Genomic DNA, 16,524 nt, shown 5'->3' on the forward strand with positions numbered 1-16,524 from the left:
CTGAAAAAGGTCTCCTGCTTTTTTTCTGCCAAAATGAGGTGGTAAAACGCCACCCCATCCACCAATTACCGAAAGGAGGGACACGAAATGCCCTGCCCACACAACGAAATCACGATTGTTCAGCGCAGCCAGCGACAGTCTGCGGTTGCCGCCGCTGCTTACCAAAGCGGCGAAAAGCTGTTCTGTGAATACGACCAGCAAGTGAAGCACTACCCGGAAAAGCGTGGTATTGTCCACAATGAAATTCTGCTCCCGGCAAACGCCCCACGGTCGTATGCAGACCGCAATACCTTATGGAACGCCGCCGAAGCGGTGGAAAAGCAATGGAACTCCCAGCTTGCAAGGCGGTGGGTGCTTACCATCCCAAGAGAGATACCACCCGACCAGTATGCTGTCCTTGTCCGGGAGTTTTGCCAGAAGCAGTTTGTTTCCAAAGGCATGATTGCTGATTTTGCAATCCATGACCCCCATCCGCCGGGACACAATCCCCACGCCCATGTCATGCTCACTATGAGGGCAATGGACGAACATGGAAAATGGCTTCCCAAGAGCCGCAAGGTTTATGACCTTGACGAAAACGGGGAACGGATAAAACTTCCGTCCGGCAGATGGAAAAGCCACAAGGAGGATACGGTGGATTGGAACGACCAGAAGTATTGCGAAATCTGGCGGCATGAATGGGAGGTCATCCAGAACCGCTATCTGGAAGCCAATGACCGCCCAGAGCGTGTGGACTTGCGTTCTTATGCCAGACAGGGGCTTGATATTATCCCTACTGTCCATGAGGGAGCTGCTGTCCGGCAGATGGAAAAGCGGGGTATCCAGACGAACATCGGCAACCTGAACCGGGACATCAGAGCCGCCAACCGCCTGATGAAGTCTATCCGGCAGCTCATTCAAAACCTCAAAGGCTGGATTACCGAGCTGGGAGAAAAACGAAAAGAACTGCTTGCACAAAAGGCGGCGGAGGAAGCGACACTTCTTCCCAATCTGCTGATGAAGTATATGGAGATACGAAAGGAAGAACGGAAGGACTGGACAAGGGCTGGACAGAACCGGGGGACTTCACAGGACTTAAAGGCAGTCAGCGAAGCTCTGTCCTATCTCCGGCAAAAGGGGCTTTCCACTGTGGAGGACTTAGAAGCATTTCTGGAATCTTCCGGGAAATCAGCCGCAGATTACCGCAATCAGATGAAGCCAAAGGAAGTCCGCAGCAAAGTGATTGACGGGATTCTTGCCAGCCGAACAGACTGCAAGGAATGTAAGCCTTTCTATGAGAAGTACCAGAAGATATTTTTCAAGAAAACAAAGGAGAAATTCAAACAGGAACACCCGGATGTTGCCCGGTATGAGAAAGCCGCTGCCTACCTTGCCAAGCACCCGGACGATAAGGACAGTACCCAAAAGGAGCTGCAAGAGGAGCAGGAAAAACTTCTCAGCGAAATCGCAGAGCTGAAAGTACCGCTGACCGAGGTACAGGAGGATTTGAAGAAGCTGCGGGACATCCGCTACTGGGTACGGAAAGCCACACCCGGCACAGAGGAAAGTAAAGAGCCGCCTAAGAAGCAGCCCATCAAGGAAGTCTTGCAGGATAAGGCGGACGAGAAAAAGGCTCAAAGAACCGCCCCGGCACAGGCGAAACACAGACAACAGGATATGGAACTTTAACAGGCACTTGCCATTTTCAATCAGAGAATGTCAGGTGCTTTTCTTATTTTCAAGGAGGGATAGATTTGAATGTATTTGAAGCTGTGAAGCAGTCCGTCACAACAAGACAGGCTGCGGAGCATTATGGAATCCATGTAGGTCGGAACGGGATGGCTTGCTGCCCGTTCCATAACGATAAAACCCCAAGTATGAAGCTGGATCGGCGTTACCACTGCTTCGGCTGCGGTGCGGATGGGGATGTGATTGATTTTACCGCCGCCCTGTATGGGCTGGGAAAGAAAGAAGCTGCCGTACAACTGGCACAGGACTTCGGGCTTTCCTATGAGGACTGGAAACCGCCGGGAAAGGCAAAAAAGCCCAAGCCCCGGCAGAAATCCCCGGAGGAACAGTTTCAGGAAGCAAAGAACCGCTGCTTCCGTATTCTTGCCGATTATCTTCACTTGCTTATGGCATGGAGAACGGACTACGCCCCGCACTCCCCGGAGGAAGCCTTTCATCCCCGGTTCGTGGAAGCCTTACAGAAGCAAGCCCAAGTGGAATATCTGCTGGATATATTGCTGTTCGGGGAGACAGAGGAAAAAGCGGCTTTGATTACGGACTACGGAAAGGATGTGATACAGCTTGAACAGCGAATGGCAGAGCTTGCAGCCGCAGACGCAGCAAGAATTAAAAAACACCATGAACGCCATGCAGCCACCCCAGAGCATTGAGGAAATCAAAGCGGGACTGGAAACTACCGAGAAAGGCGGTGTCCGTCAGAGCATACGGAACTGCCTGACCGTATTCCAGCGTGACCCGCTGCTTTCCGGGGCTATCGCATACAACATCCTGACCGACCGCAAGGACATCATAAAGCCCATCGGCTTCCACAGAGAAAGCACCGCCCTGAACGATACGGATATGAAGTATCTGCTTCTCTATCTGGAAGAAACCTATGGGCTTACCAATGAGAAAAAGATTGATAATGCCATCGGGATTGTGGCGAATGAAAACAAGTACCATCCCATCCGGGACTACCTAAGTGCCCTTGTGTGGGACGGGACAGAACGAATCCGTTTCTGTCTGCGGCACTTTCTGGGGGCTGACGCAGACGATTACACCTATGAAGCGTTGAAGCTGTTCCTGCTGGGTGCAATCTCACGAGCCTTTCAGCCGGGGTGCAAGTTTGAAATCATGCTCTGTCTGGTAGGCGGTCAGGGGGCTGGCAAGTCCACTTTCTTCCGTCTGCTGGCAGTCCGGGACGAGTGGTTCTCCGATGATTTGCGGAAGCTGGACGATGAAAATGTGTACCGCAAGCTGCAAGGTCACTGGATTATCGAAATGTCGGAAATGATGGCAACCGCCAACGCCAAGAGCATTGAGGAAATCAAGTCGTTTTTAAGCCGGCAGAAAGAGGTCTACAAGATACCCTATGAAACCCACCCGGCAGACCGCCCCCGTCAGTGCGTGTTTGGCGGCACTTCCAATGCCCTTGACTTCCTGCCCCTTGACCGTTCCGGCAACCGCCGCTTTATCCCGGTCATGGTGTACCCGGAGCAAGCTGAGGTTCACATTTTGGAGGACGAAGCCGCTTCCAGAGCCTATATCGAACAAATGTGGGCAGAAGCGATGGAGATTTACCGAAGCGGCAGGTTCAAGCTGGCTTTCAGCCCCGCCATGCAGCGGTATCTCAAAGAACACCAGCGGGATTTTATGCCGGAGGACACCAAAGCCGGGATGATACAGGCGTATCTTGATAAGTACACCGGGAGCATGGTCTGTTCCAAGCAGCTCTACAAGGAAGCCTTAAACCATGCCTTTGACGAGCCGAAGCAATGGGAAATCCGGGAAATCAACGAGATTATGAACCAGTGCATTGACCGCTGGCGGTACTTCCCGAACCCAAGAATGTTTTCAGAATATGGCAGACAAAAGGGCTGGGAGCGTGAAAACCCGGCAACGGACTCCGGCAACCCGTCTGAAAAAACGATGGATGGTTTTGTGGAGGTCACAGAACAGATGGAGCTTCCATTCTGAAAATGACCGCCCGTTGCACCCCCTGTTGCTATCCCGTTGCCGAGCCGGTTGCCGGGGAAAACCCCTTATTTCCGGGCTTTTCTCCCTTATAACAACCAAAACAACAGAAAAATAAAAGAAAAGTATAAATAGTAACCATCGCCAGATTGAGATTGTTTGCAAGGTCTTTTGAAGCCCGTTGCCGGACTTCGTTGCCGACACCCTCTGTCTGGCTATTTTCATGTATGGAGGATAACTGCCTATGGCAAAAAACAAAACAGAGATTCATGTGACCACTGTATTTGACGGGGAACTGGACGCAACCGATGTGTTCGTCAGTCTGATTTCCCAGAAATACGGTAAAACAAATACAAAAGAATATCTTGCTAAAAAGAAAGATATAGGCTATAATGAAGATGAGGTTCAAAAGAGCCAGATACCGTCTGGATTGTGTGGGTAAATGGCTATGATGAACGAAATGGAATACAGAACAATCGGTTCGGCACTTGCCGGGGGCTATCGTGCGGCGGTCTATTGCAGGCTGTCAAAGGACGATGACCTGCAAGGCGAAAGTGCCAGTATCGCCAACCAGCGGGATATGCTGGAAAAATACTGCGAAAAGCAGGGATGGGAGGTTGTGGCAGTCTATCAGGACGATGGCTTCACAGGTCTTAATATGGAGCGTCCTGATTTACAGAGAATGTTGAGAGCCATTGAGCGCAGGCAAATCAACCTTGTCATCACGAAAGACCTCAGCCGACTGGGGCGGAACTATCTGCAAACCGGGCATTTGATTGAGGACTTTTTCCCAAGAAACGGTGTCCGCTATATCGCCATGAATGACGGTATCGACACCCTGCGGGATAACAACGATATTGCCCCGTTCAAGAATATCCTGAACGAGATGTACAGCAAGGATATTTCCAAGAAAGTCCATTCCTCTTATCTTCTGAAAGCGCAGAAAGGACAGTTTACCGGGTGTCTTGCCCCGTTTGGGTATCGGAAAGACCCGGAGGACAAAAACCATCTGCTCATTGACGAGGAAACCGCCCCGATTGTGCGACTGATTTTCGGATATGCCCTGAACGGTCATGGTCCGAACTATATTCGCAGACGGCTGGAGGAAGAAAAAATCCCCTGCCCCACATGGTGGAACCGGGAACGGGGGCTTCGCAATACCCGCACCAAATGGGAAAAGAAAGACCCAGAAAAAGGACGGTATATGTGGGACTTCTCCGTTATCAAAGACCTTTTGATGAATCCCGTCTACACCGGGGCGATTGCTTCCCAGAAAAAGGACTACCGTTTCAAAATCGGCACGATTGGGGAAAAGAAGCCGGAGGACTGGATTGTGGTGGAGGGGCAGCATGAACCGCTGATTGACCGCATGAGCTTTGACATTGTGCAGAATAAGCTGAAATCCCGCCAGCGTCCGGGGCAGACCAATGAAATCAGCCTGTTTGCCGGACTGATAAAATGCGGCGAGTGTGGGAAGTCGCTGACGGTACGCTACACAAACGCAAAACATCCTCAGCGGATTTATTCCTGCAAGACCTACAATGCCTTTGGAAAGAACCACTGCACCCAGCATCGGATTGACTATGACACCCTTTACAGCCATGTGCTGCGGAAAATCCGGGAATGTGCCAAAGCTGCCCTGATGGATGGGGAAGCGGTTGCCGACCGCCTGACCAATACCTGTGAAGCCGAGCAGCGGGAACAGCGGGAAGCAATGGAACGCTCCCTTACAAGGGACGAGGAACGGATTGAGGTTCTGGACAAAATGGTAATGCGGCTTTATGAGGATATGATTGCAGGGCGTATCAGTGAACAGAATTTCAACACCATGCTGGAAAAGACACAGACCGAGCAGACGGAGCTTAAAACAAAAGTGTCCGAGAGCAGAAAGCGGCTGTCCGATGAAGTCCAGCTTGCCAATGACGCAAAACAATGGGTGGAAGCCATTCAGGAATACGCCAACATCACAGAGCTGGACGCAGCCACCCTTAACCGCTTAATCAAAGAAATCGTCGTGCATGAGCGCATTGACGAAGATAAAACAAGACACATTTCTATCGAAATTCATTTTAATCTCAAACCCATCCCGGAGGTGGAACAGGTCACTGCCTGACCTGTCCCGCCGGGACGGTTCTCTTAAAAATACCATATAGATTTTTTGTGCGCCGCCGCCCGCCATCGAGCAGAGTTTTACACCTAATTGGGGATAAAACAGTTGATGGCGGGCGGTGGCATCGTACTGATTGGAATAAACCTGATTCCACAGCTTGCAACTTTGTTTGGATAAATAAATGGGTGGAATAACCGAAAAAATAACAGAGTTCATAAAGGATCTGCTAACAGGCTGGATCACATCAAACCTGGATACCATGTTCACCGATGTAAATACCAAAGTAGAAACGATTGCTACAGAGGTTGGGAAAACACCCCAAAATTGGAACAGTGGCATTTTTTCCATGATAAAAAATCTGTCGGATAATGTCATTGTCCCCATTGCGGGGATGATTATTACATTTGTACTGTGTTATGAGCTGATTTCCATGATTATGGAAAAAAACAATATGCACGATACGGATACGTTTATGTTTTTCAAATACATTTTTAAGATGTGGGTAGCGGTATATCTGGTTACTCATACTTTTGATATTGCGATGGCAATTTTTGATGTAGCGAATCATGTGGTATCCAATGCTGGCGGTATGATAACCGGTTCCGCATCTATTGATGTTACAGAAGCATTGAAAACGCTTCTTGAAACGCAGATTGAAGATATGGGAATCGGAGAATTACTGGGGCTTGGTCTGGAAACGATGCTGGTCAGTTTATGTCTAAAAATCATATCAGTCCTGATTACCGTCATTTTATATGGACGAATGATAGAAATATATCTTTATGTCTCTGTGGCACCTATTCCGTTTTCAACATTTACGAACAGGGAATGGGGAAGTATTGGAAATAATTACGTGAAGGCATTATTAGCGTTGGGATTCCAGGGATTTTTTATGATGGTATGTGTTGCGATTTATGCAGTTCTGGTAAATGCTATTACAGTTGCGGATAATCTTCATACAGCTATCTGGTCAGTTGCAGCATATACAGTTATTTTATGTTTCAGCCTGTTTAAGACCAGTTCCCTGGCAAAATCAATCTTCAATGCACATTAGGAGGAAACAAGAATATGGCATATGTTCCAGTGCCGAAAGATTTTTCAAAAATAAAGACAAAATTAGCATTGAATTTAACTAAAAGACAAATTATATGTTTTTCTCTGGCAGGAATTTGTGGTGTTCCGGTCTATTTGCTGACAAAAGCAGGACTGGGAACAGATGTGGCAGCAACGCTTATGATCATAGTGATGCTGCCATTTTTCTTTTTTGCAATGTATGAAAAGGATGGATTTCCAGCAGAGAAAATATTGCTTCACATTATCCGGCAGAAATTTTTAAGACCTGGAATCAGGGTCTATCGTTCCCAAAACTTATATGACCGGATTATAGAGTACGATAAATTAGAGAAAGAGGGTGCATGGCTTGAGAAAAAGGCAAAAGAAGCCAGGGAAGCGAGAAATCCGTTCCATTTCCTTAAAAAAGCAGACCGAAAAAAATAAGAAACAGAAAACCGGACTTACGAAAGAGGAAAAAAAGCGTCTGAAAGAACTTCGGATGATAAAAGCGGAGAATCAGAAGAAGAGGAAGCCTTTTACAGCGCAGGATACGATTCCATATAAGGAAATATATAAGGATGGTATCTGCAGAACGGATGATAACTATTATTCAAAAATGGTGCAGTTCTACGATATAAATTACCAGTTAGCGCAGAATGATGATAAAGCGGCTATTTTTGAGAACTATTGTGAGTTCCTGAATTCATTTGACAGCTCTGTTGAGGTACAAATTACATTTCTTAATCAACAGGTGAATTTTGATGAGTATGCAAAAAATATTGATATTCCAGAGCAGGATGACTGTTTCAATGATATTCGGAAAGAATATTCGGATATGTTGAAAATGCAGCTTTCCAAAGGAAATAACGGGCTTGTAAAAACAAAATATATCACATTTTCCATTAAAGCGGATAATCTGCGAAATGCAAAATCCAGGCTGGAGAGAATTGAAGCCAGTGTGTTGAATAATTTTAAGGTGATGGGAGCCATGGCAGAGCCTTTAAATGGAGTAGAACGTCTGAAAATTCTGCATGATGTGATGAATATGGACACAAAAGAATCTTTCCATTTCCATTATGGGATGGTTGCAAAAACAGGTCTGCAGACAAAAGACTTTATTGCACCTACCGGATTTGATTTTCGCAATGACAGCTATTTTCGGATGGGACAGACTTTTGGATGCGTGTCATATTTACAGATTACATCACCAGAACTTACGGATAAACTGTTGGCAGATCTGCTGGATCTGGAAGAGAATCTTATCATCAATATGCACCTGCGTCCCATTGATCCCAAGGCAGCTATTAAAAGCCTGAAAAGCACGCTGTCAAATATTCAGAAAATGAAAATTGAAGAACAGAAGAAAGCGGTCAGAAGCGGATATGATATGGATATTATTCCAACGGACATTTCTACATACGGAGAGGATGTGGAGGGATTGCTCAATGAAATCCAGTCCAGGAATGAGAAACTTTTTGAACTTACTTTTTTGCTGATGAATACAGCGGACAATAAGAGAAAACTGGACAATATTGTGTATCAGACGGCAGGAATCGCCCAGAAATATAATTGCAATATACGGAGACTTCAATATCAGCAGGAACAGGGACTTGTGGCATCACTGCCACTGGGAATGAACCAGACTGGAATACAGAGAATTATGACTACGACTTCTACAGCAATCTTTGTTCCGTTTACCACACAGGAACTTTTCCAAGGCGGTGAAGCTCTTTACTATGGCTTAAATGCACTGTCAAACAATCTCATTATGGTGGATCGGAAACGATTGAAAACACCTAACGGCCTGATTTTGGGTACTCCTGGTTCCGGTAAGAGTTTTGCAACGAAAAGGGAAATTCTCAATGTTTTCCTGATTACAGACGATGACATTATTATCTGTGACCCGGAGGGAGAATATTTTCCGCTGGTAAATGCCTTAAATGGTGAAGTTATTAAAATCAGTGCAAAAAGTAATGATTACATCAATCCTATGGAAGTGAACCTGGATGTTATTTATCATCCGGAGAAATACAGGATTAATGGCGATGTGGAGGATATTGATACCATTATTGCTGATAAAGCAGAGTTTATCACATCTTTCTGCGAGGTCATTATGAAGAAACCTCAAAATGCAGAATTAAATGGTGATGAGGTTTCCATGATTGACCTGTGTGTAAAAGACATTTATAAAAAATATCTTTACAATGATCCAAAACCGGAAAATATGCCGACTTTGCAGGATTTCTATGAACGTCTGAACTTTTATGCACCAGATAAACCAGCAGCACAGAACATTGCCAACAGTCTGCAGTTGTATGTAACAGGATCGCAGAATGTATTTAACCATCGAAGTAATGTCGATATGCAGAACAGAGTGGTATGCTTTGATATCCGGGAACTTGGAACCACATTACGAAAAGCCGGAATGTTGATTGTCCAGCATATGGTTTGGACAAGAGTATCACAGAACCGCAGCCGCAGGAAATCAACCCGTTATTATGTGGATGAATTTCACCTTTTGCTGAACCAGCCACAGACTGCTAATTATTCTATTGAAATGTGGAAGAGATTTCGTAAGTGGGGTGGAATCATTACAGGAATCAGCCAGAATGTAACAGATTTTCTTGGCTCTCTGGCAGTAGAAAGTATTGTTGGAAACAGTGATTTTATCCTGATGTTAAATCAGCACAGCGGGGATCAGAAGATCCTTGCAGAGAAATTGAATATTTCCAAGCATCAGATTTCTTTTGTAAATAACAGTAATGCAGGAGAAGGGCTGCTTTTTTACGGAAATGTAATCATACCTTTTGCAGACAGATATCCGCAGGATACCAGAACCTATGCTTTGATGAGTACTAAACCGGATGAGATTCAGACTTAACGGAAAAAAAGCAGAGGTGAGGTACATTGGGAAAACAAAAATATACGGCGAAAGAGAAGAAAATCAGCCGTATGACCAGAAATGGTCTGGTTGAGGAAAATCTTGCAACAAAGGAGACCAGAAAAGTTACAAACAGCGATCAGGAGTGGTCTTATAAACAGAAGGATGTAGAACAGGCATTTATTACTTCTGAAAAGAAGAAAAACTCTCATAAAAAAGCTGAAAAGAAACAATTTTCCGAAAAAATTCAGGAGGGAAATCCTGCGAAAAAAGAAGAGGCTGCAAATAGTCCTCCCGGAAAACGAAAAACACAGGGACGGTACAGATACCGGGACAAGCCTGCAGGTGCATCTGTGGATTCAGCAGTAGAAATACGTGAGCGCAAAGAAAAACACAGGAGCCAGTATCAGCGACAGAAAAAGAAACAGCAGAGACTGCAGTTTGGAAAACTGGAGACAGATGGAAGTCTGAAGAAAGAAAAGAAAAATTCGTCTGAAACAGATGGAGGACATTTTCAGGCAGAGAAGAATGATGTTTCTACAAACCGAAAAAAAAGAACGCAGAAATATAGCCGAAAAACAATAAAAACTTATCAGGAAGTGGATAAGGCTGCAAGAAAACAGGAAGCTGAGAGACAGAACAAAATTCCAAAAGATTCTGTTTATACCAAGAAAACAAATGAGGAACAGAAAGCAAAGGTAAAGTACCATTTATATTTCGACAAAAAAACAGGGAAAACGGATGGTAAAAAGAAAACATTGTCTTCTGTTCCAAAGAAAGCATTAAAAAATGCAGTCTATCAGAAAGCAGGCGAGGAAGAGGAGGAAAACAGTGCTGTAGATGCAGCGCATAAGCTGGTGCGTTCGAGTGAGTGGATATTACAGGAACATAGCAGCCGAAATATCCAGAAGAACCGCAGTCAGATACATAAAAAAAACCGTTTAGAGCAAAGAGCCTGGAAGAGTGCAGCAAGGTATCAATATCAGAAATATCTGGAAGAACATCCAGAGATGCAGAAAAAGCTGATCAGAAAATTAATACAGAAGCAGAGGATTAAGCGAGAGTATCAGATGGCATACCGGGCTGGGAAGATTGCAAAAGAAACAAAAGACACCTCAATCCGGTCAGTAAATCTTGCTACTAAAATTGCAAGAAAGGCACAGGAAGTATTTGTAAGAAATGTAACTACTCTGATCTCAATGGGGTTGTTATTGATTTTGCTTCTTTCCGTAATGACAGGAGTTGCTTCCTGTTCGGCTATGTTTTCTAATGGAATTTCTACGGTAATCGCTTCCAGTTACATTACGGATCCGGACGAAATTGAAAAAGCAGAGTTGTATTATACGCAGTTGGAAGCCAGTCTTCAACAGAAAATAAACCAGATGGAAGCCCGGTATCCAGGAAAAGATGAATACAGATATAACATTGGTGAAATCGGCCATGATCCCCATACATTGATCAGTTATCTGACTGCCAGGTATGGGGATTTTAAGTTTGAAGAGATAAAAGGAGAACTGGAAACAATTTTTTCTTTACAGTACGGAATCACCGTAGAGGAAAAAAGTGAAACCCGGCAGGAAACATCTACGATACAGGTAGGGCAGTCATTGGGAAATGTGGTGACCAGTGGATATTGTAACTGTCCCATCTGCTGTGGCGTGTGGAGTGGAGGACCGACTGCTTCAGGGGCAATGCCACAGGCTAATCATACGCTTGCGGTTGATGCTGCAAACCCATTTCTTCCAATAGGGACGAAAGTAGTGATGAATGGGATTGAGTACACCGTAGAAGATACTGGAAACTTTGCCCAGTATGGTGTCCAGTTTGATGTTTATTATGATAATCACGCAGTAGCTGAGGCACATGGTCATCAGACTTGGGAATGTTTTCTGGCAGAGGGCAATCAGAACTCTGTGGAAGTTACCCGTACAGTAACTGCAGATGTACTGAATGTTTCTGTTCAGGCAAAACCGCTTAGAAGTGTTATTCTGTCCAGAATGGAAGAGGATGAGCAGGAAATTTATGAAGAGGTCTATTCCAACAGAGGAAATTTACAGACATATAAAACTCCGGTTGAGTTAAACTGGTATGCCTATATCGGTACCTATTATGGGTATTCTGTAAACAATGGAACCGGGCAGACACAACTTCACAGAGGTGTGACGGTTAATGTACGACAGGGAACAGAAGTGAAGTCAGCGATGAATGGTTTTGTTGTAGATGTAGGATATAGCGGAACTTTTGGAAATTATGTAGTTACGCAGGATAAAAAAGGTGTGCAGATTAAATACGCTTATCTGCAGAGCATTTCGGTAGCAAATGGTCAGGAAGTAACAACAGATACTGTAATTGGTACAACGGGAAGTACAGGAAGTGCAACCGGAAGCCAGTTATATTTGGAACTGGTCAAAGATGGGGAATATTATAATCCTGTTTTTTATATCAGTACCGGAGATAGCGGGCTGTATGGTGGAGGCGGCAGTTATGATGATGAGACTGTGCGGAGATTATTTGCGGAAGCAGACAAATATCTTGGTATGCCGTATGTATGGGGCGGTTCCAGCCCGGAGACTTCTTTTGACTGTTCTGGTTTTGTAAGCTATGTGTTTACCAATTCGGGTGTCTGCAATATGGGAAGACTTACTGCACAGGGAATTTATGACATTTGTATGCCTGTATCACCAGAAGAAGCAAGGCCAGGAGATATTATCTTTTTCACTGGGACGTATGATGCGGGAGAGCCGGTTACCCACGTAGGAATTTATGCCGGAGATGGACAGATGATCCATTGTGGAAATCCAATTCAGTATACGTCCATTAATTCTGCATACTGGCAGTCTCATTTTTATGCTTTTGGCAGACCATAAGGAGGGGCGTATTTGAACATTGAACGAATAAAAGAAGAACTTGTCAGAACCTACGCTAAGATTGAAAAACTACAGAAAAAAGCAAGGGATCTGGAAGAACAGAAGAAACAGGCAGAGGATATGGAGTATCTGAAAATTATCCGAAGCAATGGAGTTTCCGCAGAGGAACTTCAGTTGATGATTGATATCAGCAAGGAGGAACAAAAAAAGATATTGGAAACCAGAGAAAAGGAGCAGACAGAAAATGAAGAAATTTCATAAAAGAGCAGCTGTATTTTTAACCGCAGCTACGTTAGCAGGACTTCCGGCAGGAGCTTTCTTTTATAGTTCGCCCGGAAGTCTGACTGTATGGGCAGATAATGTAGAAGTGGAACCATCAGAAGAAAGCAGCCCGGAAGATGTTGATTTTTCAGATGGATCAGAAGCTGAAATTCTTGCAGATCCAGTGGAACAGGCACAGGGAGATGCAGGAAATGATGTGACGGAAACACCGGAAGTAGGGATTACCTTTACAGAACCCGAAGGCTGGCAGACAGATACGGCAACCGTAAAAATTCAAGTGGAAGATACAAAGAATACAGGTGCTTTTTCTATTGCAAAAGTAGAAGTAAGACTTTCAGAAAATGGAGGATGGTCAGACATAACCGGAAATATGGAAGTATCCATCTCTTCTAATTGTAGTGTTTATGTGAGAGTTACCGATCAGAATGGAAATACTTATGAGCAGAATCGTTACATAGAGTGTTTTGATAAAACCAAACCAACTATTATTGCGGCTGCGAAGAATGGGATACTGATCGTGCAGGGAGTTGATGCGGAATCGGGAATTGCCGCTTTGTATGTTAATGGAAATGAATTCACAGAACTGACGAATAATACATTAAATGTCCGTCTGCAAAAAGCGGATACTTCCTATGAATACTTTACCCTGCAGGCAAAAGACAAAGCAGGAAATATGTCAGAGATTTATAAAGTAGGAAACCCTTATTATGAAAATCCAGATGCAGTAAAAGAGAATACTGAGGTTTCCGGAACGGAGCAGAATGCAGCTTCTTTGCCAGCCGATGGAACTGCAAGTAAGCCCACCAGTGCTACGGCAACCGTAACGGAACATCAGACAACGAACGAGACTGCTACTGCACCAACAGAACCAGAAAACACAGGAAATGAAACGGATACAGAAGCAGATACCGGACGGGTGCAGGGAGAAAGTTCTGCTTCCGGCATGACAACAGGAACAGTTCAGGACAAAGGGGGAAAGGAATTTTATACGATTAAGACAAAAAGTGATAAGGTTTTTTATCTGATCGTAGATAAGGATAAAACGGATGAAAATGTTTATCTTCTTACAGAGGTAGGCGAAAATGATCTGTTGAACTTTACGGATACCAACATGGTCACACTTCCGCAAAACCAGGCTATTGCAGAATCTGCACTGCCACTTGAAACAGAGAAGATCACAGAGACACCGGAACCAGAAGTTACGATCATACCGGAAGAAAAGGAAGAACCTGAGAAGAAAAGTAATAATTCCGGCACGATTTTATTAATGTTGCTGGTTCTGGCAGGAGTTTGTGGTGCTTACTATTATTGGAAATTTATGAAAGGAAGAAATACTTCTTTTGATTATGAAGAGGACGAGGACGACGATGAGGAGAAAGATACAATTCGTGAGGATGATGAAGAATTAGAAGAATATGAAATGGAAGGTGAAGTAGAAGACGAAGAATCAGAGGAATAACTTTGTTTCACTTAATTACAGCGACAGGTGCAGAAAGGAGATAGAAAATTGCAGCTTGTAATTGCGGAAAAACCCAGCGTAGCCAGAAACATTGCAAAGGTGCTTCATGCCACAAACGCAAAAGATGGTTACCTGGAAGGAAAAGAGTATCTGGTTTCCTGGTGTATTGGGCATTTGATTGAACTGGCCAGTGCAGATCAGTACCGGGATGACTGGAAAGCATGGAGATATGAGACACTTCCCATGATCCCGGAGAATTGGAAATATCAGATTAAAGAAAGTACCAAAGGGCAGTTTCGGATTTTAAAGGAATTGTTTCACAGAGCAGATGTCACAGAAATTATATGTGCAACAGATGCAGGAAGAGAAGGGGAGTTGATTTTCCGTCTGGTATATAACCAGGCAGAATGTAAACTTCCCTTTAAAAGACTGTGGATTTCTTCCATGGAGGAAAAAGCAATTCTGGAAGGATTTCAGCAGATGAAAGATGGACATGAATATGATGATCTTTATTATTCTGCGGTGGCGAGAAGTGAAGCAGACTGGCTGGTGGGAATTAATGCCACCAGACTGTTTACGGTGCTGTACCACCATCGGTTAATTGTAGGACGAGTGCAGACACCTACACTTGCAATGCTGGTGGAACGGGAAAAGAACATCGAGAACTTCCGGAAAGAGAAGTATTATCTGATTCATCTTCTGATGGATGGATTGGATGCTGTAAGCAGCCGGATAAAAGAGAAAAGTGCTGCCGTTCAGATGATGGAGGATATGAAGGATGAAACGGCACAGATTCTTTCAGTAAAGAAAGAGAAGAAAAAGGTACAGCCGCCGAAATTATATGATCTGACCACATTACAGAGGGAAGCAAACCGTCTTCTTGGATTTACAGCACAGCAGACCTTGGACTATACCCAAAGCCTTTATGAGAAGAAACTGGTGACGTATCCAAGGACGGATAGCCAATATCTTACAGATGATATGGAAGAAAATGCGTTTTTGGTTATTGATGCGGTAAATAGAGTATTTCCAGAAATATCAATGAAGGGTTCGGAACCAGAGATAAAAAGACTTTTAAACAGCAAAAAGGTATCAGATCATCATGCAATTATACCAACGGTAGAAATTGCAAACACGGATTTAAAAGCACTTCCGGGTGGAGAAAAAGAAATTCTCATGCTGATTGCATCAAAGTTATTGTGTGCATCGGAACAGGAATACATATATGAGAGTATTAAGACTGAAATTTCCTGTCATGGAGAACTGTTTACTGCATCTGGAAAGAATGTTCTCCAATATAGATGGAAAGAAGTGGAAGAACGGTTCTTTAAATCATATGGGAAAAATGCAGAAAAGCCAGAGGAGGAAAGTGATTTTCCAGATATAAAAATGGGACAGGTATTTGAAAGTGTTGTTGTAAAATTTAGTGAACATTTTACAGCACCGCCGAAACATTATACGGAAGATACCCTGCTTTCTGCGATGGAACGTGCAGGGAATGAAGAACTGACCGAAGATACAGAAAAGAAAGGACTTGGTACTCCGGCAACAAGGGCAGCAATCATTGAAAAACTGATTCAGTCTGGTTTTGTGAAAAGGGAAAAGAAAAATCTGGTGCCGACAGATGATGGTAATGTATTGATTACAGTTCTGCCAGATGAGATTAAATCTCCGAAGATGACCGCAGAGTGGGAAATGGCATTGAATCACATTGCCCAGAATACAGAGACAGCAGATGAATTCCTAAATGGGATTACAGAACTGATGCAGGAACTGGTTGCCAGGTATCAGGGAATTTCAGAAGAAAAGAAAAATCAGTTTCAGGGAAAGGCAAAAGGAGAAGTCATTGGCAAATGTCCCCGATGTGGAGCAGATGTCCAGGAAGGGAAAGTAAACTTTTACTGTTCTGACCGGAACTGTACTTTTACCTTATGGAAGAATGATAAATTCCTTGCGAGTCAGGGAAAAAAGATGGATAAGACGGCAGCAAAGAAGTTCCTGTCTAAAGGAAAAATCCATTATAAGGATCTGGTATCAAGAAAAACAGGGAGACAGTACGAAGCAACTGTGGAGATGGTTGATCCCGGAGAGGGAAATGTACAGTTCAATCTGATTTTTCCACAACGATAAGTAGTGTATTGCAGGCAGTCTAAGGACTGTCTGTTTTAATACAAATATATGAAAGAGAGGA

At 44.1% G+C, this 16,524-nt stretch carries 14 protein-coding genes; 13 read left to right on the forward strand and 1 reads right to left on the reverse strand.

Features of this window, described 5'->3' with window-relative positions; translation table 11 throughout:
• The first annotated feature begins 87 nt into the window (after positions 1-87).
• From mobQ to AB5706_RS14720, 3 genes are all read left to right on the forward strand, one after another.
• A complete protein-coding gene (mobQ, locus tag AB5706_RS14710) occupies positions 88-1,668 on the forward strand; it encodes a MobQ family relaxase (protein ID WP_227623143.1) in 1,581 nt (526 codons plus the stop codon).
• Between the two features lie 65 nt (positions 1,669-1,733).
• Positions 1,734-2,378, forward strand: a complete 645-nt coding sequence (locus AB5706_RS14715; protein WP_368361650.1) for a CHC2 zinc finger domain-containing protein — start codon at positions 1,734-1,736, stop codon at positions 2,376-2,378.
• On the forward strand, positions 2,347-3,684 hold the full coding sequence (locus AB5706_RS14720) for a virulence-associated E family protein (protein ID WP_118728687.1): 1,338 nt from the start codon (positions 2,347-2,349) through the stop codon (positions 3,682-3,684). The genes AB5706_RS14715 and AB5706_RS14720 overlap by 32 nt, the downstream gene beginning before the upstream one ends.
• A 28-nt stretch (positions 3,685-3,712) precedes the next feature.
• On the opposite strand, the gene AB5706_RS14725 is transcribed toward AB5706_RS14720, so the two are convergent.
• On the reverse strand, positions 3,713-3,952 hold the full coding sequence (locus AB5706_RS14725; RefSeq protein WP_021682886.1) for a hypothetical protein: 240 nt from the start codon (positions 3,950-3,952) through the stop codon (positions 3,713-3,715).
• Here AB5706_RS14725 and AB5706_RS14730 point away from each other — a divergent pair.
• The 10 genes from AB5706_RS14730 to AB5706_RS14775 all read left to right on the forward strand — a co-directional run bounded on the left by AB5706_RS14730 (position 3,926) and on the right by AB5706_RS14775 (position 16,463).
• Positions 3,926-4,123, forward strand: coding sequence for a hypothetical protein (locus AB5706_RS14730; protein ID WP_002569220.1), 198 nt, complete (start codon positions 3,926-3,928; stop codon positions 4,121-4,123). The genes AB5706_RS14725 and AB5706_RS14730 overlap by 27 nt on opposite strands.
• Entirely contained in the window at positions 4,124-5,794 is a 1,671-nt protein-coding gene (locus tag AB5706_RS14735) for a recombinase family protein (RefSeq protein WP_368366155.1), read from the forward strand.
• 105 nt (positions 5,795-5,899) lie between these two features.
• Positions 5,900-5,968 carry a Maff2 family mobile element protein gene (locus AB5706_RS14740; protein WP_081017239.1) on the forward strand — a complete coding sequence of 23 codons (69 nt, stop codon included), beginning with the start codon at positions 5,900-5,902 and terminating at the stop codon, positions 5,966-5,968.
• A 4-nt stretch (positions 5,969-5,972) separates the two neighbouring features.
• Positions 5,973-6,845, forward strand: a complete 873-nt coding sequence (locus AB5706_RS14745) for a VirB6/TrbL-like conjugal transfer protein, CD1112 family (RefSeq protein ID WP_005426566.1) — start codon at positions 5,973-5,975, stop codon at positions 6,843-6,845.
• 14 nt (positions 6,846-6,859) lie between these two features.
• Complete coding sequence (locus AB5706_RS14750; RefSeq protein WP_005426563.1) at positions 6,860-7,288, forward strand: PrgI family protein; 429 nt, start codon at positions 6,860-6,862, stop codon at positions 7,286-7,288.
• Positions 7,257-9,725 carry a VirB4-like conjugal transfer ATPase, CD1110 family gene (locus AB5706_RS14755; RefSeq protein ID WP_472515486.1) on the forward strand — a complete coding sequence of 823 codons (2,469 nt, stop codon included), beginning with the start codon at positions 7,257-7,259 and terminating at the stop codon, positions 9,723-9,725. The genes AB5706_RS14750 and AB5706_RS14755 overlap by 32 nt, the downstream gene beginning before the upstream one ends.
• Positions 9,726-9,751: 26 nt before the next feature.
• Entirely contained in the window at positions 9,752-12,592 is a 2,841-nt protein-coding gene (locus tag AB5706_RS14760) for a CD1108 family mobile element protein (protein ID WP_368366157.1), read from the forward strand.
• A 12-nt stretch (positions 12,593-12,604) separates the two neighbouring features.
• A complete protein-coding gene (locus AB5706_RS14765; RefSeq protein WP_368366158.1) occupies positions 12,605-12,853 on the forward strand; it encodes a DUF4315 family protein in 249 nt (82 codons plus the stop codon).
• Complete coding sequence (locus AB5706_RS14770; RefSeq protein WP_368366159.1) at positions 12,837-14,333, forward strand: CD1107 family mobile element protein; 1,497 nt, start codon at positions 12,837-12,839, stop codon at positions 14,331-14,333. The genes AB5706_RS14765 and AB5706_RS14770 overlap by 17 nt, the downstream gene beginning before the upstream one ends.
• A 48-nt stretch (positions 14,334-14,381) precedes the next feature.
• Positions 14,382-16,463: a DNA topoisomerase 3 gene (locus AB5706_RS14775; RefSeq protein ID WP_368366160.1), complete on the forward strand. Its 2,082-nt coding sequence runs from the start codon at positions 14,382-14,384 to the stop codon at positions 16,461-16,463.
• The last annotated feature ends 61 nt before the right edge of the window (positions 16,464-16,524 follow it).

Origin of the sequence: Ruminococcus sp. RTP21484sp1_RTP21277st1_D2_RTP21277_210401, assembly GCF_040924225.1 — a bacterium.
Classification (GTDB): domain Bacteria; phylum Bacillota; class Clostridia; order Lachnospirales; family Lachnospiraceae; genus Blautia_A; species Blautia_A faecis.